This window comes from Dyella jiangningensis, from assembly GCF_003264855.1.
Lineage (GTDB): Bacteria > Pseudomonadota > Gammaproteobacteria > Xanthomonadales > Rhodanobacteraceae > Dyella > Dyella jiangningensis_C.
On sequence record NZ_NFZS01000001.1, the window covers coordinates 998,509 to 1,018,323 of the forward strand.

A 19,815-nucleotide genomic window follows, 5' to 3' on the forward strand; every position below is an offset into this window, starting at 1 on the left:
GCCCGCTACACTGCGCGCATGGAGAGGGAATCCGTAAGCCGGCTGACCGTGACGTTGCCATCGCCTAAGTCGGCGGCGGAGAGTGCGTTCGTCTATCGCCGGCGCCGCACGGAGCGCGCGCGTGAACGCTGGCTGCGTATCCTCGGCCTCGTCGGTGCCCTGCTCGTGCACCTGGCCTTTCTCTTTGGCGCGGTGCTCGGCTCGGCGTACGAGATGGAAGAAAGCGAGGAAGCGAACACGCCGCTCGTGGTGCGCCTGATCGAAAAGCCCAAGGAGGAACCCCCTCCACCGCCGCCCGTTCGCGGTACGCCGCCCAAGCAGGTCGGCCCGGTGCACAAGGGCAACGCCAGCAATGCGCCGCGCACGGCGAGGCAGAGCAGTTCGTCCACGCGCACCAACACCGAACTCTCGCCGGTGCCGGTGCCGGCGTTGCAGACGCCGGTGATCGCGGAGACGCCGACGGCGAGCGCACCCAAGCCCACCATCACGGCGGCGCCGCTGCCGCCGGTGAGCGTGCCCAAGCCGGCGCCCACGGAAACCCTGCAGCCGGTGCCCGCCGCGCCGGAGCCGCCGCAGGTGACGCTGGAAACGCCGCCCACCGCCAAACCGACGCCGCCGAAGTTCCAGCCGGAGCCCGTGCGCAAGCCGCAGGCCGAAGGCAACCAGCCGCCGCCACCACCGGCATCGATGGCGATCGAGGAGCTGCCGCCGCAGTCCGCGCCCACCGTGACGCCGCCCACCATCGCGATGGAGAAGGCGGTGCCGGCCAACACCCGCCCCAGCATCGCGCCGGTCACGCGTGCCGAAGAGCCGGTGGCTCCGCCGGAGCCTGAAATGCAGGCCGTGCCGCTGCCCGCGCAGGCAGCGCCGACAGTCAACCTGCAGCCGCAGCCCAGCACCGTCACCGCCGTGGTGCCGCGCGAGCAACCCCAGGTGGAATCGCCGGCGATTCGCGTCGCCGAGCCGGAACTGGAGGCGGTACCGCTTCCGCCCCATCCGCAGCCGAGCCTGGAACGCCCCCAGGCGCCGCGCCTGCAGGCCGTGGCGCCGACGGCGATCGCGGTGGACAACAAGCCCTCCATCGCGCGCCCGCAGATTTCGGTCGAGACGCCGTCGGAGGCGCCCTCGAACCAGCCGAGTGCAGCCTCGTCGCCGTCTTCGTCGCAGGCGCAGAACGCGTCGAGCGCGCAGGCCAGCGCCACCGGCAATCAGACAAGCCAGTCGACCGGCGAGCAGGGCGTGAGCAGTGCGCCCAACGCCACGCCGCAAGGCAGCAACACGGGAACACCGGGCCAACCGAACGGTAGCAACCAGTCCACCGCAACGACGCAGGGCAACGGGCTCAATCTCTCGCTGCCACCGGGACAGGGCAGCGGCCAAGGTTCCCACGGGCAGGGTTCGCCATCGGGGCAGGGCGAGCAGGGCGTGACTGGCACGTATGTGCAGCTCAAGCCGCACGGCAATACCGAGATCATGTCGCATGGCACGCCGAACATCGGCTATCAGGCCACGCGCTTCGAGAAGGACTGGACGCCCGAAGGCGAAAGCTCGATCGACACCGCACTGCGACATGCGGTGGAGAAGACCACGCTGCGCCACACCTTCAACCTGCCGCGCGGCGTGCGCGTCGAATGCGTGGTGATGCCGCTGTTCCCGGTCGCGTTGTTCGGTTGCGGCGATGGCAATCCGCCGCCCAAGCCCGTCGACGACGTGGTCTACGACAGGATGAAGCTGGCTCCCACCAACCCGCTGGTGCCGCCCGCGCCGTCCACGGCAGGTGCGCCCACCATGGCGACGGTCAAGCTGGACAACAGCGCGCAATGCGCCGCGGCGCGCGTGGCCGGTGGCCCGCTGCCGGCCGGATGCACCAACCTCGACCCGGTCACGGTGCCCACCGGGCCCGCGCGTTCCGGCAGCACGTCATGGGTGCCGGCGAGCGACCAGTTTCATTAGGGCAACACTGACTTAAATATCGCCGTCGTCACCCGCCCTGTCTGTTCGCAAGCCATAGGGCCGTTGGCGAAGGCAGACTGGCCGTCTGTCGAGCCAACGGACCGAAGGCGTGCGAACAGACAGGGCGGGCCCAACCGGTCGAATTTTTCAATCATAGGGTGATGCCTGGAAGGCTCGCCGGCTGCGCCGCGAGGCTTGGCAAGACGGCCAGTCTTCCCGGCGCCACGCAACACAGCCGGCGAGCCTTCCAGGCATCATGACGATGGCGATACTTAAGTCAGTGTTGCCCTAGGTAAAACTACGCGGTCGCGCTGCGAAGTTTTGCGCTACCGGGCGCCATGCCCGCAGTTCATGCTCGTGCACATCATCATGACGATCAGCCGTGAGGTGCAGCATGCGCGCGATGCGTTGGCTAGGCCTGATGCTGGCGCTTGCCCTGCTGGCGGGCATGCCCGTTCATTCGCAACAGGGCGGCAAGGCCGCGCCGTCACCAGGCAATGCGGATTTCCGCGAGTGGCCGCATACCTTCGATATCGATGGCGTGCATATGGTGCTGCATCATCCGCAGCTCGACAGTTGGGTGAATGGCCAGCTCAAGGGACGCATCGCCGTGGCGGTGAAGACCGGCATGCAGGTCGGCAGCGATGGCAAGTCGCATGACGTGATGGCGTACGGCGTCGCCTGGGTCACTGCGCGTACCGAAACGGACAAGGTGCTGCGCCAGGTGACGTTGTCCCAGGTCACCGTCGACAAGGTGTCGTTTCCCACCGAGGCCGCGCAGCAGTCGCGCTATCTCGACGTGTTGCGCAAGATCGCCGCACGCAGCCACCAGGTGGCCAACCTCGACACGATGGAAGCTTCGCTGGCGATCAGCCAGCAGGAGAACGACGTGAAGAACGAGGCGGTGCGCAACGATCCGCCGCAGATCATCTTCTCGTTCAAGCCCGCGCTGCTCGTGCTGATCGATGGCGCGCCGGCGAGCAAGCCGTCGGGTACGGCCGGCGTCAATCGCATCGTGAATACGCGCTCGCTGATACTGCAGGTGGGCTCGCAGTACTACCTCACGTTCGCGGGTCGATGGGTGAGGGCGTCGTCGCTGGATGGCCCATGGACACTGACCAAGGCGCCGCCTCCGGCCGTCACCCAGGCCGCGCACGCGCCGGCGAACGCCAAGCAGGTCGACACGCTGGAGAATCCATCGGAAGCACTGAAGAAGGTGCTCGACTCCGGGCAGTTGCCGGAGATCTACGTGCGTTCGCAGCCGTCGGAACTGATCATGGTGGACGGCGACCCGCAGTTCGCGGCGATCGAAGGAACGCAGCTCGCTTACGTGAGCAACACGGCGTCCGACGTGTTCGTGGATCAGGCACATGGCCTCACGTGGTACGTGCTGATTTCCGGCCGCTGGTTCACCGCCGAGTCGACCAACGGACCTTGGCGCTACGTGGCGGGTGAATCGTTGCCGGCCGATTTCGCCAACATCCCGCCGGACAGCCCCAAGAGTGCCGCGCTCGCGTCGATTCCCGGTACGCCGGAGGCGCGTGAGGCCTTGATCGCCAACAGCATCCCGCAGACAGCCACGGTGAACAGCCACACGGCGGTGCTTCATCTGCGCTATGACGGCGCGCCGCAGTTCCGTCCCATCGAAGGCACGACGCTGTCGTATGCATGGAATACCGAGGCGCCGGTGATCCGCGTGGACAACACCGCGTACTACGCCGTGCAGAACGGCGTGTGGTTCACCGCGGGCAATCCCAACGGGCCGTGGTCGGTGGCGCTGGAAGTGCCGTCTGTGATCTATTCGATTCCGCCCAGTTCGCCGCTGCATTACGTCACCTACGTATTCGTCTACGGGCACGAAGGCAACGATGTCTACGTCGGTTATTCGCCGGGCTACTACGGCACCGTGGTGAGTGGTGGCGTGGTGGTGTACGGCACCGGTTACGCGTGCGATCCGTGGGTGGGCAATGACATCTGGTACGGCTGCCCGGCCACGTATGGTTTCGGCGTGTCCTTCGGCTGGACGCCATGGGCCGGCTGGGGCTTCGGCTACGCATGGGGATGGGCGTGGGCTTCCGCGTGGTACGGACCGTGGTGGGGCCCTTGGGGTTATTGGGGTTACTACCCCGGCTATTACCCCGGTTATTGGGGCGGCGCGATCGCGGCAGCCAACGTGTACGGTCGCTGGGGCAACGCGGTGGTGTCGGGACAGGTCGCAGGCTGGGCCAATCCGTGGACGGGCAACGTCGGCCGCGCGGGTCGCGGCGGCTACTACAACGAAGCCACCGGCGGTCGCGGCGTGGGCTATGCAGGACGCAACACCAACATCTATACCGGCACCACCACGGCGGCCGCAGGCGGCATCCGCTACAACCCGCAGACCGGCCGCGTGGTCGGCGGCCAGGGCGGGGCGGCGGTGAATCCGTATACCGGCAACGCCGTGGCCGGTGGCACACGCACCGTGGCGAACACGAACACGGGGCGCGTCACGCAACAGGCAGGTGTTGCCGGCCGTACCGATCAAGGCGCAGGCGCCGCGGGTGCATTCAATTCACAGGGCGCGGGTGGCGACGCGCGCGGTGCGGGCTATGTGCACTACGACAAGGCGACCGGCGACGTGAGCCGCGGCGGCGTGGTGGACATCAACGACAAGGTGTACGCCGGCAAGGACGGCAACGTCTATCGCTACGACAAGGACCAGGGCTGGCAGAAGGTCGACAACAAGGGCGACTTCAATCGGGTGAACGGGCCGGACAGCGCCGACACGAATCGTGATCGCATGGCGCGCGATCGCAGTGCGGACAGTGCATCGTTCCAGCAGCGCGAGCAGGCACGCCCGCAACAACGCCAGCAGTTCGACCGCAGCAATTACAACAGTCGCTATCACGGCCAGATGGGCGGTTTCCGCGGATCAGCCGGTGGCGGGCGCTTCGGTGGCGGACGAATGGGGGGCGGGTTCCGCCGTTGAGCCTCGCGGTCGCTCGGCTGCAGTGCCTTCTATTGCCGTCATTCCGGCGCAGGCCGGAATCCAGTGGCGGTCAGGCTCGGTTGTCGCGATCAACCTTCGCGGATTTGCTACACGCGACAACCGATCGCTTTGCAACTGGATTCCGGCCTGCGCCGGAATGACGAGTGACAATCAGCGCAGGACGCCGTCGGCCTTCATCTTCGGAATCAGCGTCTGCGCAAGCTGCGTCGACGTCTTGGGGATGTCGCTGGTGGCCACGTTCTCGGTGGTCACCGTCCAGATCAGCTTTTCGCTGCGCGCATCCCAAACGCTGGTTTCCAACGTGACCACTTCATACTGGTGGATGTCCGGCGTGGATGCCCAGGCACCGCCGTACCAGCCGTAGAAGCCGCCGTAATACGGGCCGCTCGGGGTCACGTTGACCTTTTGCTGTACGCGCTCAACGCGCGTCACCAGCACAGCCTGCGCGCCCGTGCCCTTCACCAGGTCGCGCAGTCGCACGCTGCCGCCGTTGCCGGGCGGAATCTGCGTGTAGCTGGCGGCAGCCTGCACACCGGCAGCCTGCAGCTGCTGCGCGAAGGTGTCTTCGAAAACGCGACGCATGGTATCGCTGCGTGAAATGCCCACGACCACCACGTTGGATGCCGGCGGGCCGGCCCATGAGGGATCACGCCACTGGTTGGTGACGCTGACGGTCGAGCACGCACAAAGCACTACGCTGACGGCAATGACGAACAGACGCAGGAGTTTCATGGCATGGCTCCATGGCAGAAAGCCCGCGCGAAACGGCGGGCGTCGGCCGGATTGTGCGGTGCGCTTTGTGGAGGCCACGCGATTGCGATCCGGCAGGCTGACTTACTTAAGTAAGTGCCGGCTGCGTCGCCGCGGGTTACAGCTGCGGGCGCAACAGCGATCCGAACGTCAGATAGATGGAGTTGTGCCCGCCCTGCGCATAGCCGTAGCCGAAAAACAGCGGCCCCAGCGGCGTCTGGATGCCGAGGAACATGCTGCCGGCGTAGATCAGCGAATTGAGCTGCACATCGTTCTTGTCGTGCCAGGTATTGCCGGCTTCCAGGCTGGCGCCGATGTAGACGGGCGTGGAGAAGATGGCGTCCATCCTGCCGGTGCGCCGGTACAGCACGGCGCGTGCGAGCGCCGACTGATTGCCATAGAGCGAACGCTCCGAATAACCGGAAAGATTGAGGAATCCACCGAGAAAGCTCTGCGCCTCGAAGAACTTGGTGTTGTCCAGCGCGCTGCTCGCACGCAGGCCCAGCAGCAGGCGATAGCGCCCGTTCTGCGGCCACAGGTCGGGCACCCAGTCCGCCACCAATCGCGCGACGTCGCCTTCCTGGCGACCGCCAAGGAACGGGCGATACATGTCGTAATACAGGTTGACGTGCGCGCCACGCGAAGGGAACTGCGCGTTGTCGAGGCTATCCCAGTCCGTGCCCACGCGTACCACGCTGTATTCGCTGGTCTGGCTGGGTGGAAAGATGATGTTGTTGCCGGTGTCGCCCGATGGGACGGACGCGGAAGGTATGCCGATACGCAGGTCACCGTTGTCGCTGCCACGCGTCACCGAGGCGAGCAGTCGCCACGTGCTGGTGGGCGACCATCCACCTTCCAGGCCGGCGCTGCGCCGTTTCACGCGGTACTCGGCCAACTGGTGATTGCCGCTGTCGTCGAAGAAGGGAATGTCCTCGTTGCGGAACAGCAGCGAGGGCATCACATAAGCCGACGCGCCTTGCCCGAACGGTTGGTAGAACTCGCTGGCGAGACCACCGATGCGTCCCGCCCACAATGTGTTGCGCCATTCGGCACCGTAGCGATTGACATTGGTGGCGGTGAGTTCGCCCGAGAGCAGGTATTCGCTGCGGCCCTGGAAATCATCGTCGAGCTGGAAGCCGACCTTGCCGTAGACAGGGCCCCACGGCTTGTCGCGGGGGATGATGAGCAAGCCGCGCTGGTTGTCGTCCTGCTGCAGGTGATAGTCGATCTGCTGGTAGTTGCCGCGGCCGTAGATGCTGCCGATCTGCGCTTCCAGCTTCTGGGGATCGAACGGCTTGCCGACATCCTTGGCCAGGCGTTCCTCCACGTACTTGGCGGTATCGGTGTGCGCGGCGTCGACCTTCAGGAAGGACACCAGTGCCGGATCGAACTGCCGCTGGCGATGACTGGCGACGAACTGTTGCCATTGGTCCGGGGCGACCGCCAGTTCCCGCAGCCGCGGCAGCGCCGCTTCCGCCGCGGCGCGACCGATCTTGATGGCCTCTTCGCCGCGATTGAACTCGCTCGCGCTCATGTCGCCCAGCTCAGGCTTGATGAGGATGTCGTCCGGGCCCAGCGTATTGAGTTGCCGCTGCGTCTTTTCGTCCATCAGCGCGCTGACCATCTGGTTGAGCACCGCGACGGGGTTGCTCAGCTGCTCGCGCTTGAGCAGCGGCGAACCCACGTCGACGACGATGAGCTTCTGCGCGCCCATGTCGCGCATCACGTCGATGGGCACGTTGTCCATCAGGCCGCCGTCGACCAGCAGCTTGTCGTCGACGTAGGTGGGCGCAAACGCGCCCGGCACCGACATGCTGGAGCGAATGGCCAGGGCAAGATCGCCCGAGCCGAACACCACGGGCTTGCCCGCCACGATGTCCGTCGCGACCGCGCGGAACGGAATCGACAGGTTGTCGAAGTCGTGCACGTCCCACGTGGAAATCAGCAGGCGACGCAGCAACAGCAGCAGCTTCTGGCCCTGCACCACGCCGGCGGGGGTGATGATGTGGCCGTTCTTGTAGCCGACCTCGAAGTTGAGCAGGTAACGGTAATCGGCGTCCTTGCGGCGCATGGGCATTTCCATGCGTGCGGGGTCGTCCGAGAACAGGTCGTTCCAGTCCAGCGAGGTGATGATGCTGTGCATCTCCGCTGGCGTATAACCGGCAGCGTAGAGACCGCCGACGATGGAGCCCATGCTGGTGCCGGCGACGCGGCAGACCGGGATATGTTCGCGCTCCAGCACTTCGAGCACGCCGATGTGGGCCGCGCCACGCGCGCCGCCGCCGCCGAGCACGACGCCGATGCATGGCGCCGTCGTGGCGGCGCCGGACGCTTGCGCCGAAACGGAGAGGGACGTGCACAGCAACAGCGAGGCGATCAGTGCGAGGCGGAGGCGCATTGACGGTCCTTCGGGCGCGTGGTGGCAGCGAACCCCAACTTCGCTGCAGGCACGGCATCGTAAGACATATCGAATGCAGCGTGTGTGCATGCACGCGCGCGTCATGCGTGACGCATGACGCTACACATTTCCATCACAAAACTGTCTGCGGATCGCGGCGATGACACGCCGCGATCGCATCACAGCATGCGCAGCATTTCCTTCAGCAGCGGCAGGCGGCGCACGCGCACCGCGCTCACGCGGAACACGGCATTGGCCAGGGCCGGCGCGGCCGACGGCATGCCGAGGAAACTCGCGCCGGCGGGATTGCCGTCGCCCGGCACGACGATGACATCGGTGGTGTCGGGCAACTGCGCCATGCTGGCCAGCGGATAGTCCTTCCAGTTGTGCTGCTGGATCTGGCTGTCCTTGTAGGTGACCTGCAAATTGAGCGCCGAGGAGAGCGCGTCCAGCGTGGCGCCCGCGACCTGGCCTTCGAGACCGGCGGGGTTGATCACGCGACCCACGTCGACCGCGCACACCACGCGCTCGATGTTGAGGCGATCGCCCTGCAGCGAGGTCTCGATGGCGTGCGCCACATAGGCGCCGTCCACGTACCAGCAGGCGATGCCCAGGCCGTTCACCGTGCGCAGCCAGTTCTTCCACTCGATGCGGTCGGCGACCAGCTTGAGCACGTTGGCGAGGCGGCCCGTGTCGAGTACGCGGTCGTTGCCCAGCGGAATCTGGCGTGGCTCGCCGATCAGGCGCAGGCGCGTGACCAGCGGGTCTTCCTTCAGCGAGTGCGCGATCTCGTCGACGAAGCTCTCGACGGCGAACGCATTGCTCACGTGCGGCATGCCACGAGCGAAGCCGCGCGGCATCACCGAGGGCAGGCCATACCAGTCGTTGCGCAGGTTGGGCACCAGGCCCGCGGGCAACTGGTGCGCGTCGACTTCGGACACCCACAGGCGGTTGTCCGGGATGCCGCGTTGGGCGAGCGCCGAGGCGCTCGCCATGCGCTGGTTCCAGCTGACGACCTGGCGCTTGCCGTCGAGCGTGGCGGAGAACTTGTGCACGCTGGCGGAGCGGTAATAGTCCTGCGCGAGGTCCTCGTCACGCGTCCACATCAGCTTGACCGGTTTGTCGACTTCCTTGGCCAGCATCACCGCCTCGGCCACGTAGTCGTGATCGAGACGGCGGCCATAACCGCCGCCCACGCGCGGCACGTTGATGGTGATCTGCGAGGGCGAAAGGCCGGTGAGTCGCTGCACCACCTGCCACGCCTGCTGCGGTGCCTGCGTGGGCACCACCAGCGTGGCGCCGTCCTTGTCCACGCGCACGAGGCAGTTCATCGGCTCGGCGGTGGCGTGCGCAAGCCACGGTTGCACGTAGGTGGCTTCGACGCGGCGCGCGGCTTTCCTGCCGGCGGCATCCACGTCGCCGTCGTTGCGTACGCGCGTGGTGGGCGCGGCGTTCTTGTCGTTGACCAGGTCGGTCGCCTGCTGTTCGAACCAGGCGCTGCTCTCGTTCTGGCTGCCGGCCTTCCACTTCAGCTTGAGCTTGGCGCGACCTTGCAGGGCGGCCCAGGTGTTTTCGGCGATCACCGCCACGGCGGGCGCGCGTACCGTCTGTCCCAGCGCGATGCCCGCTTCGGGCTTGAGCTGCAACACCTTGACCACGCCCTTCACGGTGGTGGCTTCGCTGGTATCCAGGCTCTCCACGCTGCCGTCGGTCCATGGGCAGTGGCTGAGCACGGCGACGAGCGTGTCGCCGGCATAGTTGTCGAGCGCAAAGGCGGCCTGGCCGGTCACGATGGCGCGGGCATCGACGTCGGCGGCGGGCTTGCCGATCAGCGTGTAGCGATCCGGCGTCTTGAGTGTCACGGGCGAGGTCGGCGGAGCGATCTTCGCGGCGGCTTCGGCCAGCTCGCCGTAGCCGAGCTTGCGGCCGTCCGGCGCGATCACGTTGCCCGCTTCGCAGCGCAGGCGATCCGACGGCACGCCAAGGCGCGGCGCAGCCGCTTGCAGCAGCAGCCAGCGCGCGGTAGCGCCGATCTGGCGCAGATCGGCCCACGCGGCCGGAATCGAATCGCCGAGGCCGCCGGTCTGGTGACCGTAGATCCAACGCGGCTTGCTGTTGTCGTCTTCCACGCCCAGGCCCATCGGTACCACGCTTACGCGGTTCCAATCGGCATCGAGTTCGTCGGCGATGATGCGCGGCACGGCGGTGGCGGTGCCCGTGCCGGTATCCGGATCGCGTGCGCCGATGATCACGTTGCCATCGGCGTCGATGCGCACATAGGCGCCCAGGCCATACAGCGTGTCGCCGAGGAAAGCGGGCGGTACGGGCAGGTCCGTGGCCTCAGCCACGCGAATGCCGACGATGAGCGCGCCGGCGGTGCCGGCCAGCACCTGCAGGAAGCGGCGGCGCGAGAGCTGCATGGTGTTGTCGTTCTGCAGGCTCATGCGCGTGCTCCATTGGCAACACGCTTGATCGCGCGGCGCACGCGCGTCTGGCAGCCGCAGCGGCAGAGGTTGGGCAATTGGTCGATTTCGTTGTCGCTGGGCTGCGAGTGGCGGTTGAGCAGATCCACCGAGGCCATCAGCCAGCCGGGCGTGCAGTAGCCGCAGCCGATGGCGTTCTCATCGATGAAGGCCTGCTGCAACGGGTGCAGCTTGCCGTCCGCGCCGGCCAGTCCTTCCACGGTGGTGATGGACTTGCCTGCAACATGGAGCATCGGGAGCGAGATGGCGGAGGCGAGCTTGCCGTCCACCAGCACCAGGTCGTAGCCGCCTTCGCCGTGCTCACCGCTGTACTTGGTGCCGGTAAGGCGCAGCACGTCACGCAGGTACCACAGCAGCGGCATCTGGTCGTCGCCGGTGTGACGGTAGGGCCGGCCGTTGATCTCCAGATCGATCCCTTCGCGAATCTTCTCCGGCACGATGGTGCTGCCGGTAGGACGGGGCGTGAGGATCTGGTCTTGCGCGTGCGCCATCGGTAAAGCTCTCCCTCGTGATCCCGTCATTGTCGCATTGCTGGCTGCGCCTTACGACGCCACGCGGCTGAACAGGCGTCGCCACACGATGTAGACAGGGATGCCGGCGGCCATGATCAGCAGGCCGATGCCGGTGTTCATCGGGCTGGCGCGCAGGCTCTGCACCATCACCAGGCCGATCATGGCAATGAAGAGCAGCGGAAGCAGCGGATACCCCGGCACGCGGAAATTGACCTCCGTCCCACCATGCTTGCGATACCAGAACAGTGTGCCCACGCCCACGGCGCAGGCAAGCCAGTCGCCGAACGTGGCGTAGTCGAGCAGCTGGCTATAGCTGCCGGACCATACCAGTACGATGGCCCAGCCCGAGAGGAGCAGCAGCGCGATGTTCGGCGTGTGGTGCTTCGGGTGCAGCTTGGCCACGCTGCGGAAGAACAGGCCATCCTCGCCCATCACCTGCAGCACGCGGGCGCCCGAGACCAGGGTGATGTTGCAGAATCCCAGCGCGGAAATCGCCACGCCCACGGCAATCAGCTTCGCACCGGCGGTGCCGAATACACGCTGCATCACGTCGGCGGCGGGAGCCCGGCTGGCAGCGAGGCCTGCATGGCCGAGCACGGCAAGATAGGCGAGATTGACCAGCGCATAGGCGGCGATCACCAGCAGCATTCCCATCAACAGGGCGCGCGGCAGAGTGCGCTGCGGGTCGCTGACCTCGCCGGCCAGATTGTTGAGATAGGTGAACCCGGAATAGGCGAACAGCACCGGCAGCGCCGCGCCCATGAAGCCCACGTCGGCCGTCTGGGGGTCGGTGGCCAGAATGCCGTTGGTGTTGACGCCGGCCAGCAACAGGCCGCACACCACCAGCACCGCCACCGCCAGCAGCTTGAGCAAGGTGAACAGGTTCTGGACCTGCGCGCCCAGTCGCAAGCCGAACAGGTTGATGAGAGCCACGAAGACCAGCGCGCCAATGGCCAGGCTCGTGGTGGCCGAGGCCGGCAGGCCGAACAGCGCCGTCGCGTAGCTGGCAAAGATGGTCGCCACCGCCGCGGTTGATCCCGAATAGATCACCAGCAGCATGCTCCAGCCGAACAGGAAGCCGGCGAGCGGGCCGAACGCCTCGCGCAGGTACACATAGCTGCCACCCGCGTGAGGGCGGCGAGCACCCAGTTCCGCGTAGCAGAGCGCACCGATCAGGGTCAGCACGCCCGCGCCTACCCACATGAGAAGCAGCGACAAACCCGACGATGTGCGCATCGCCACGACGTAAGGGTTCAGGAAAATGCCGCCGCCGATGATGCCGCCGACCACGATCATGGCCGCGTCCAACGGGCGGAGACGGCGAACGTAGCCGCCGGACGTCGTGGTGTCGCTCATGGAGCCCTGCAATGCGGATGGTTCCGGCGAGCATGGCGGTTGCCATCGCCGGCAGCAACCCCCGATGGCCGCGCCGCCGGCAGGCTCCAAGCAAAAGGCCGGCGCCCTGCGACGCCGGCCTTTGCATCCCGCTGCGGGGATGGCTCAGAACACGCTGAGGAACAGTGCGAGGTTGGTGACGTTCAAGGTGCCGATGCCAGCACCCGGGTCATAACCGGACACGCCCTTGTAGAACCAGTTGTCTCCCGCACGGATGTCGTTGAAGGCCGAATACGGCCCATAGCCGAACACGTTCTGCAGGAAGTAGATCTGCGGGTTCCACAGGCCCACGCGGCCGTGGGTCGACTGCCTCAGCAGCGCGCTGATGCCGTTGAGCTGCGGCGCCACGAAGCTGGTGCCACCTTCGAAGGTCAGCAGGCCCGGGCCGTCCAGCGACGACACGAAGCTGTAGCCCGTCTCCGGATCCGCATTGAGCGACACGTCAGGCACGTTGCGGCCGCGATAGTTGGCCGGCAGCGTGTAGTTGATGCCGTACTGAGGAAGGTAGAGGGTCTGCTTCTTCTCGCTCTTGCGGATGCCCGAGGTGAACATCTGGTAGGCCGGCTCCTGCCAGAACACGCTCACGCCGCCACCGCCGCCCACCGAAAACACGCCGCTGGTGAGGTCGATGCCGAGGTAGGTCTGGAAGTAGTTGTTGATGTAATCCCAGCCCCAGACCGATTCCTTGGTGAGCGATACCGACGGACCACCGCGGAAGCTATAGGTGAACGGCACCGTGGTGCCGCCGGCGGTGGTGATGTACGGATCGGAACCCGGTGCATCCGCGGTCAGCGGCGGCGGGACCGGATCACTGGGCAGGCCGCCCAGGCTGCGCACGGTGTCGTATGCGCCGGAATCGCCGGAGGTGGCGAACATCGAGATGCCCTGTGCCGCCGCCTCCAGGAATACCTGGTGGAAGGCGCGCAGCTCATCGGTGAAATCCACGCCGCCGTTGAGCTGCGGGAAATAGAAGATTTCCGGCGAGCCCCAGCTCACCGACAGGCTGTCGACCTTGTTGTCGGAAACGGCCTGGTTGAACACGTCGAAGAAACCGGCGTCGGTGTTGGGCGCGTCATACACGATGATGTCCGCCCACGGCGCCAGGCCGCCCGACTGCTCGACGTCCAGCGAAGTCTCGCCGGAACCCGCCGCACCGCTGAGAACGCCGCCGCCATCCACATGCACCTGCGTGATGCGATTGGGCTTGACCGCCAGGCCGATGGCGCTCCAGTACGCATAGGCGTCGTCCGGCAGGAAATCGGCCAGCGTGGCGATGCCGATGGTCGAACCTTTGCCGTTGACGCCCGCCTTGTAGAGCGGGTTGACGTTGTAGCGGTTGGCCACGTCGCCGACCGTGAATTCGCCTGGCGTGCACGTAGCCGTTGCATTGCCGGTGCAGGGTGTCGTCGCAGGAGCGGCTGCTGTCGAAGCGGTCTTGGCGAAGGTATTGGCCGTCGTGCCCTGCTGCGGGGCATCCACCGCCCGCATGCGATGCGAGCGGTAGCGTGCTTCGGTGCTAAGGCCCGAGGCCACCACCAGCGTGCCGCTGAGCGACGAGGGCAGGGTCGGCGTGGCGTTCGGACGGCGGAAGGTCGAGCCGTCGTTCGCCTTGAAGTCGTGAATGGAGGTCTGGAAGGCCTTGTTGAACTGCCCCACCGTACCGTTCACCTTGATGGCGAGGTGGTTGGGCAGCAGTTCCACCTGGGTCAGTCCTGCCTGCTTGATGAAAGCCTGTGCCTTGCTGATATCGCTGGCGCTGGCACCGAAGCGGTCGGCGAACTGATCGGTGGTGAGGAAACGGTGATAGTTGGGATTGCCCTGCGTCACCGTGCTGGCGATGAAGCTTTCCAGGGCAGCCTGGTTGCGCAGGCCAAGCACGAGCGTGACGTTGACTTTTTGGTTCTGGTCGCTTGGCCCCAGATCCGTAGGCGAATTGGCAGCGAACGTCGCCGTGGTGAAGCCGCAGAGCAGCAGAGCCAGCGAAGCCGCCAGCGACTTGCGATGCAAGTTCGAATGCATGTTCAGTTTCTCCAAGGGTAGAAACAGCCGTACCGACAGGCGTTGCGCGAGTGATGCACGCCACGCCCCACGGACAGGCCGTGAGCCAAACGGTCGTGAACACATTCCCCAACAGCCCAGGCGCCCCCTGAAGAACATCGCGCTGGCCAACGGAAACTAGCGCTCCGTCGACCTTCTGGGAAGTGGCTGATTTGACGCAAGAAATTTCGAAGCTTGCGCGGGGCTTGACATTCGGGCGGAAGAAATTGCGCCTACGACTTTTGGCCGAAACACTAGCCGTGGCCGTGCCGTGCCGCGCCGGCAGGCGAGCGGGACCAGGGGCGGTTTCCGGGGTGCGGGGACGTTTTGCGGCACAATAGGAGGGTTGTGCGTCGTGGACATCCCTTGTTTCGACGCCGTAACCCCGGAGTCGAAGCAGCCGCCATGACCACCATCAAGCAAGACGATCTGATCCAGTCCGTCGCCGACGCCCTGCAGTACATCAGCTACTACCACCCCGTCGACTACATCACCAACCTCGCCGCCGCCTACGAGCGCGAGGAGTCGCCGGCCGCGAAAGATGCGATGGCGCAAATCCTGATCAACTCGCGCATGGCCGCCGAGGGCCACCGCCCGCTGTGCCAGGACACCGGCATCGTGACGGTGTTCGTCAAGGTCGGCATGAACGTGCAGTGGGACGCCACGCTGTCGCTGGAAGACATGATCAACGAGGGCGTGCGCCGCGCCTACAACGACCCGGACAACAAGCTGCGCGCCAGCGTGCTGGCCGACCCGGCCGGCAAGCGCACCAACACGAAGGACAACACCCCGGCGGTGATCAATATGTCGATCGTGCCGGGCGACACCGTCGAGGTGATCGTCGCCGCCAAGGGCGGCGGTTCGGAGGCAAAGTCGAAGTTCGCCATGCTCAACCCGTCCGACTCCATCGTGGACTGGGTGCTCAAGACCGTGCCGACCATGGGTGCCGGCTGGTGCCCGCCGGGCATGCTCGGTATCGGCATCGGCGGCACCGCGGAGAAGGCGATGCTGATGGCGAAGGAATCGCTGATGGAGCACATCGACATCCAGGAGCTGATCGCCCGCGGCCCGCAGAACCGCATCGAAGAGCTGCGCATCGAGCTGTACGAGAAGGTCAACGCGCTGGGCATCGGCGCGCAGGGCCTGGGCGGCCTCACCACCGTGCTCGACGTGAAGATCAAGGATTACCCGACCCACGCGGCCAACCTGCCGGTGGCGCTGATCCCCAACTGCGCCGCCACGCGCCATGCGCATTTCACGCTGGACGGTTCGGGCCCGGTCGCGCTGGATCCGCCGTCGCTGGAGCATTGGCCCAAGCTCACCTACGACGCCAGCAAGGGCCGTCGCGTGGACCTGGACACGGTCACGCCTGAAGACGTCGCCAGCTGGAAGCCGGGCGAAGTGCTGCTGCTCAACGGCAAGCTGCTCACCGGCCGCGACGCCGCGCACAAGCGCATGGTCGACATGCTCAACAAGGGCGAGAAGCTGCCGGTCGACTTCAAGAACCGCGTGATCTACTACGTCGGCCCGGTCGATCCGGTGCGTGACGAGGTGGTGGGTCCGGCCGGCCCGACCACGGCCACCCGCATGGACAAGTTCACCGAACAGGTGCTGGCGCAGACCGGCCTGCTGGGCATGGTCGGCAAGGCCGAGCGCGGCCCGGCGGCGATCGAGGCGATCAAGAAGCACCGGTCGGTGTACCTGATGGCCGTGGGCGGTGCCGCCTACCTGGTGTCCAAGGCGATCAAGGCCAGCCGCGTGGTGGGCTTCGCCGACCTCGGCATGGAAGCGATCTACGAGTTTGAGGTGAAGGATATGCCAGTGACCGTCGCCGTTGATTCGGCCGGTACCTCGGTGCACCAGACGGGGCCGAAGGAGTGGCAGGCGCGGATCGGGAAAATCCCTGTGGTGGTTGCGTAAGGCCACAACGAAGCAACCCTTCTCCCTTCGGGAGAAGGTGCCGGCAGGCGGATGAGGGTGCGGCCGGAGCGAGGATTGGAATCTGACGCAAGCCCCGCACCCTCACCCCAACCCCTCTCCCGCAGGGAGAGGGGCTTTACCTGCAAAGGCGAGGCGCTCCGCACCCCACCGCATTTAGCCATCCAAACGTCCATCGCCCGCAGCAGTTGCATTCCGCCTGCTGCGGCGCAACACTCACGGAATTGCTTACTCCAACCACCAACGAAGGTACTCGTGAACCCGCAGAGCCCCGCGTCGCTTCCTGCAGACGCATCCTGGATCGTGATGAAGTTTGGCGGCACCAGTGTCGCCACCCTGCCGCGCTGGCAGAACATTCTGGAGCTGGTAGCCAGCCGTCGTGCCGAAGGCGCACGCGTGCTCGTTGTCGTTTCGGCACTCTCCGGCATCACCGACGCACTCAAACAAATGTGCGCACAGGAAGACAAGGGCAAACGCATCGAGGCTGCCAAGGCGATCGCACAGCGTCATTACGACCTGCTCGATCACATGCAGCTGGCGGTTCCGGGTACCTTGGCTGACCGCCTCGCCGAGCTTGCACAGCTCGCCGAGGACGGCCCCTCGCTGCTGGGCGAACTCGCCTGGTCGGCGCTGGTGCAGGCGCATGGCGAGCTGATGTCCAGCGCGCTGGGTTCGGCGTTCCTTACCCACAGTGGCCTGCCCACGCAGTGGGTGGACGCGCGCGATTGCCTCTCCGCCATTGCATTGCCGAACCAGAACGAGCGCACCAAGCTGCTCTCGGCGATGGTCGAGGCCAAGCCGGACCCGGCACTGAACGCACGGCTCGCCGAGCTGGGCGAGGTGTTCATCACGCAGGGCTTCATCGCACGTGAATCGCAGGGCCGCACGGTACTGCTCGGTCGCGGCGGCTCGGACACCTCGGCCTCGTACTTCGGCGCCCTGCTGAAGGCGCAGCGCGTGGAGATCTGGACCGACGTGGCAGGCATGTTCACCGCCAACCCGCGCCAGGTGCCCAGCGCGCGCCTGCTGCAGCGCCTGGATTACGAAGAGGCCCAGGAAATCGCCTCCACCGGCGCCAAGGTGCTGCACCCGCGCTGCCTCTCGCCGCTGCGCGAACCGCGCGTGCCATTGCTGATCAAGGACACCAACCGGCCGGAGCTGGAAGGCACCTTCATCGGTCCGGAAGTGCGCGAGCACGCGCCCAGCGTCAAGGCGATCAGCGCGCGCAAGGGCATCACCCTGGTGTCGATGGAATCGGTGGGCATGTGGCAGCAGGTCGGCTTCCTCGCCGACGTGTTCGCCAACTTCAAGCAGCACGGCCTGTCGGTGGACATGATCGGCTCGGCCGAAACCAACGTGACGGTCTCGCTCGATCCCACCGAGAACCTGCTCGATTCCGACGCGCTGGCCGCGCTGGCCAGCGACCTGGCCAAGGTGTGCCGCGTGAAGGTGATCGCCCCGTGCGCCGCCATCACCCTGGTAGGCCGCGGCATGCGTTCCATGCTGCACACGCTGTCGACCGTGCTCGCCGAGTTCGGGCAGTTGCGCGTGCACATGATTTCGCAGTCGTCGAACAATCTGAACCTGACCTTCGTGGTCGATGAAAGCGTCGTCGACGAGCTGTTGCCGCATCTGCACGAGCTGCTGATCACCGCGGGCGCGCTGCGCACCGACGACAGCGCGCTGTTCGGCCCGAGCTGGCAGGCGCTGTACGGCAGTGGCGAAGTCCTGCCGCCGGCGGCTTCGTGGTGGCGCGATGGGCGCCGTGCCGATCTGCTCAAGCTGGGCGCCGAGCACACGCCGCGGTACGTGTACCACCTGCCCACCGTGCGCCAGCAGGCGCGCGAGCTGAAAACGCTGGCGGCGGTCGATCGCCTGCATTACGCGGTGAAGGCCAACACGCATCCGGCCATCCTCAAGGCACTGGCGGAAGAGGGCTTCGGATTCGAATGCGTATCCCCGGGCGAACTGAAGGCGGTGATGGCCGTGGTGCCCGAATCGGCGCCGCTGTTGTTCACGCCCAACTTCGCGCCGCGCGAGGATTACGAATGGGCACTCACCACCCGCGCCACGCTGTCGCTGGATTCCATCTACCAGCTGGAGCACTGGGGCGAAGTGTTCCGCGGCCGCGAGGTCGTGCTTCGCCTCGATCTCGGCCGCGGCCTAGGTCACCATGAGAAGGTGCGCACCGGCGGCAGCGGCAGCAAGTTCGGCTTGCCGGTGGAGCAGCTCGACGCGTTCCTGCGCCTGGCCGATACGCATGGCGTGACCGTGCGCGGCCTGCATGCGCACCTGGGTTCGGGCATCCTCGATGACGGGCACTGGGGCGAGGTATACGGCCAGCTTGCCAGCATCGCCGAGCGCATCGGCAGCGTGACCTTCCTGGACATCGGCGGCGGCCTCGGCGTGCCCTCGCATCCGGGCGAGGCGCGGCTGGACATCGCCGCGCTGGACAAGGTGCTGCGCGAGGTGAAGGCCGCCTATCCGCACTACCAGCTGTGGATGGAGCCGGGTCGTTACCTGGTGGCCGAGGCTGGCGTATTGCTCACCCGTGTCACCCAGACCAAGGGCAAGGGCAACGGCACCATCCGCTACCTCGGCGTGGATACCGGCATGAACAGCCTGATCCGCCCTGCGCTGTATGAGGCCTGGCACGAGATCGTCAACCTCTCTCGCCTGGACGAGGAAGCCACTGCGCTGTTCCAGGTGGTGGGGCCGATCTGCGAAAGCGGCGACGTGCTCGGCACCGATCGCCGCCTGCCGGAGCCGCAGGAAGGCGACGTGATGCTGGTGGCCCAGGCCGGCGCATACGGCAAGGTGATGTCCTCGCCGTACAACCTCAGGGACGAGGCTGAGGAGATTATCCTCGAGTAAAGCCGCACTTCTCCCTCTCCCCTGTGGGGAGAGGGCCGGGGTGAGGGGCGGGTGCTCGCCACTACGCAACAATCAGGGACGCTCAAGGATGAAGCGTTTGAACGTAGACCGGGCGCGTGGATTGCGTGCAGGTCAAACCGATGCCGAACAGCTGCTGTGGCGTCATCTGCGCAATCGTCACCTCCAAGGCTGGAAATTCCGCCGCCAACACGAAATCGGTCCGTATATCGCCGATTTCGCCTGTCCTGATGCTGGCCTGATGGTGGAGCTGGACGGTGGGCAGCATGGCGAGCAGCTGGCATATGACGAATCGCGCACGCGAAAGCTCCAGGAAGAGGGTTATCGCGTGCTGCGTTTCTGGAACAATGATGTCCTGAAGAACACTGACAGCGTGCTAGAGGCAATTCTGGAGGCTTTGGCCAGCCCCGACCCCTCACCCCGACCCTCTCCCCGGAGGGGAGGGGGAGCATGCAATGGAGACTGAGG

The 19,815-nt window shown here is 66.1% G+C and carries 11 protein-coding genes; 5 read left to right on the forward strand and 6 right to left on the reverse strand.

From position 1 onward, the window contains the following. Positions 1-48: 48 nt before the first annotated feature. Together CA260_RS04335 and CA260_RS04340 are read left to right on the forward strand one after the other, a co-directional pair. On the forward strand, positions 49-1,953 hold the full coding sequence (locus CA260_RS04335; RefSeq protein ID WP_146745279.1) for a hypothetical protein: 1,905 nt from the start codon (positions 49-51) through the stop codon (positions 1,951-1,953). A gap of 394 nt (positions 1,954-2,347) precedes the next feature. Then, the gene (locus CA260_RS04340) at positions 2,348-4,921 is read left to right on the forward strand and encodes a hypothetical protein (protein WP_111981187.1); all 2,574 of its coding nucleotides are present in this window, start codon (positions 2,348-2,350) and stop codon (positions 4,919-4,921) included. A 171-nt stretch (positions 4,922-5,092) separates the two neighbouring features. Here CA260_RS04340 and CA260_RS04345 read toward each other — a convergent pair whose 3' ends face one another. The 6 genes from CA260_RS04345 to CA260_RS04370 all read right to left on the reverse strand — a co-directional run bounded on the left by CA260_RS04345 (position 5,093) and on the right by CA260_RS04370 (position 14,499). Continuing rightward, the gene (locus tag CA260_RS04345) at positions 5,093-5,674 is read right to left on the reverse strand and encodes a DUF4136 domain-containing protein (RefSeq protein WP_111981188.1); all 582 of its coding nucleotides are present in this window, start codon (positions 5,672-5,674) and stop codon (positions 5,093-5,095) included. Between the two features lie 136 nt (positions 5,675-5,810). Then, positions 5,811-8,090, reverse strand: coding sequence for a patatin-like phospholipase family protein (locus CA260_RS04350; protein WP_172461713.1), 2,280 nt, complete (start codon positions 8,088-8,090; stop codon positions 5,811-5,813). Positions 8,091-8,269: 179 nt separating this feature from the next. Continuing rightward, complete coding sequence (locus CA260_RS04355) at positions 8,270-10,534, reverse strand: xanthine dehydrogenase family protein molybdopterin-binding subunit (protein ID WP_111981190.1); 2,265 nt, start codon at positions 10,532-10,534, stop codon at positions 8,270-8,272. Continuing rightward, positions 10,531-11,064, reverse strand: a complete 534-nt coding sequence (locus CA260_RS04360) for a (2Fe-2S)-binding protein (RefSeq protein ID WP_111981191.1) — start codon at positions 11,062-11,064, stop codon at positions 10,531-10,533. Before CA260_RS04360 ends, CA260_RS04355 begins: the two co-directional genes overlap by 4 nt. Positions 11,065-11,115: 51 nt before the next feature. Next, a complete protein-coding gene (locus CA260_RS04365; protein ID WP_111981192.1) occupies positions 11,116-12,441 on the reverse strand; it encodes an APC family permease in 1,326 nt (441 codons plus the stop codon). A 144-nt stretch (positions 12,442-12,585) separates the two neighbouring features. After that, complete coding sequence (locus tag CA260_RS04370; protein ID WP_111981193.1) at positions 12,586-14,499, reverse strand: S53 family peptidase; 1,914 nt, start codon at positions 14,497-14,499, stop codon at positions 12,586-12,588. 423 nt (positions 14,500-14,922) lie between these two features. Between CA260_RS04370 and CA260_RS04375 the strand changes: the two genes are divergently transcribed. From CA260_RS04375 to CA260_RS04385, 3 genes are all read left to right on the forward strand, one after another. Continuing rightward, positions 14,923-16,437, forward strand: a complete 1,515-nt coding sequence (locus tag CA260_RS04375) for a fumarate hydratase (protein ID WP_111981194.1) — start codon at positions 14,923-14,925, stop codon at positions 16,435-16,437. Positions 16,438-16,710: 273 nt separating this feature from the next. Continuing rightward, positions 16,711-19,329 carry a bifunctional aspartate kinase/diaminopimelate decarboxylase gene (locus tag CA260_RS04380; RefSeq protein ID WP_272946559.1) on the forward strand — a complete coding sequence of 873 codons (2,619 nt, stop codon included), beginning with the start codon at positions 16,711-16,713 and terminating at the stop codon, positions 19,327-19,329. Positions 19,330-19,417: 88 nt separating this feature from the next. Then, positions 19,418-19,813 (forward strand): endonuclease domain-containing protein, encoded by a 396-nt coding sequence (locus tag CA260_RS04385; RefSeq protein WP_111981195.1) that lies wholly within the window; start codon positions 19,418-19,420, stop codon positions 19,811-19,813. Positions 19,814-19,815 lie beyond the last annotated feature (2 nt).

Excerpts from the sequence above, each read along its gene's own strand:
- CA260_RS04340 (WP_111981187.1), top strand. The coding sequence starts at position 2,348 with ATGCGCGCGATGCGTTGGCTAGGCCTGATGCTGGCGCTTGCCCTGCTG.
- CA260_RS04345 (WP_111981188.1), bottom strand. The coding sequence starts at position 5,674 with ATGAAACTCCTGCGTCTGTTCGTCATTGCCGTCAGCGTAGTGCTTTGT.
- CA260_RS04350 (WP_172461713.1), bottom strand. The coding sequence starts at position 8,090 with ATGCGCCTCCGCCTCGCACTGATCGCCTCGCTGTTGCTGTGCACGTCC.
- CA260_RS04355 (WP_111981190.1), bottom strand. The coding sequence starts at position 10,534 with ATGAGCCTGCAGAACGACAACACCATGCAGCTCTCGCGCCGCCGCTTC.
- CA260_RS04360 (WP_111981191.1), bottom strand. The coding sequence starts at position 11,064 with ATGGCGCACGCGCAAGACCAGATCCTCACGCCCCGTCCTACCGGCAGC.
- CA260_RS04365 (WP_111981192.1), bottom strand. The coding sequence starts at position 12,441 with ATGAGCGACACCACGACGTCCGGCGGCTACGTTCGCCGTCTCCGCCCG.
- CA260_RS04370 (WP_111981193.1), bottom strand. The coding sequence starts at position 14,499 with ATGCATTCGAACTTGCATCGCAAGTCGCTGGCGGCTTCGCTGGCTCTG.
- CA260_RS04375 (WP_111981194.1), top strand. The coding sequence starts at position 14,923 with ATGACCACCATCAAGCAAGACGATCTGATCCAGTCCGTCGCCGACGCC.
- CA260_RS04385 (WP_111981195.1), top strand. The coding sequence starts at position 19,418 with ATGAAGCGTTTGAACGTAGACCGGGCGCGTGGATTGCGTGCAGGTCAA.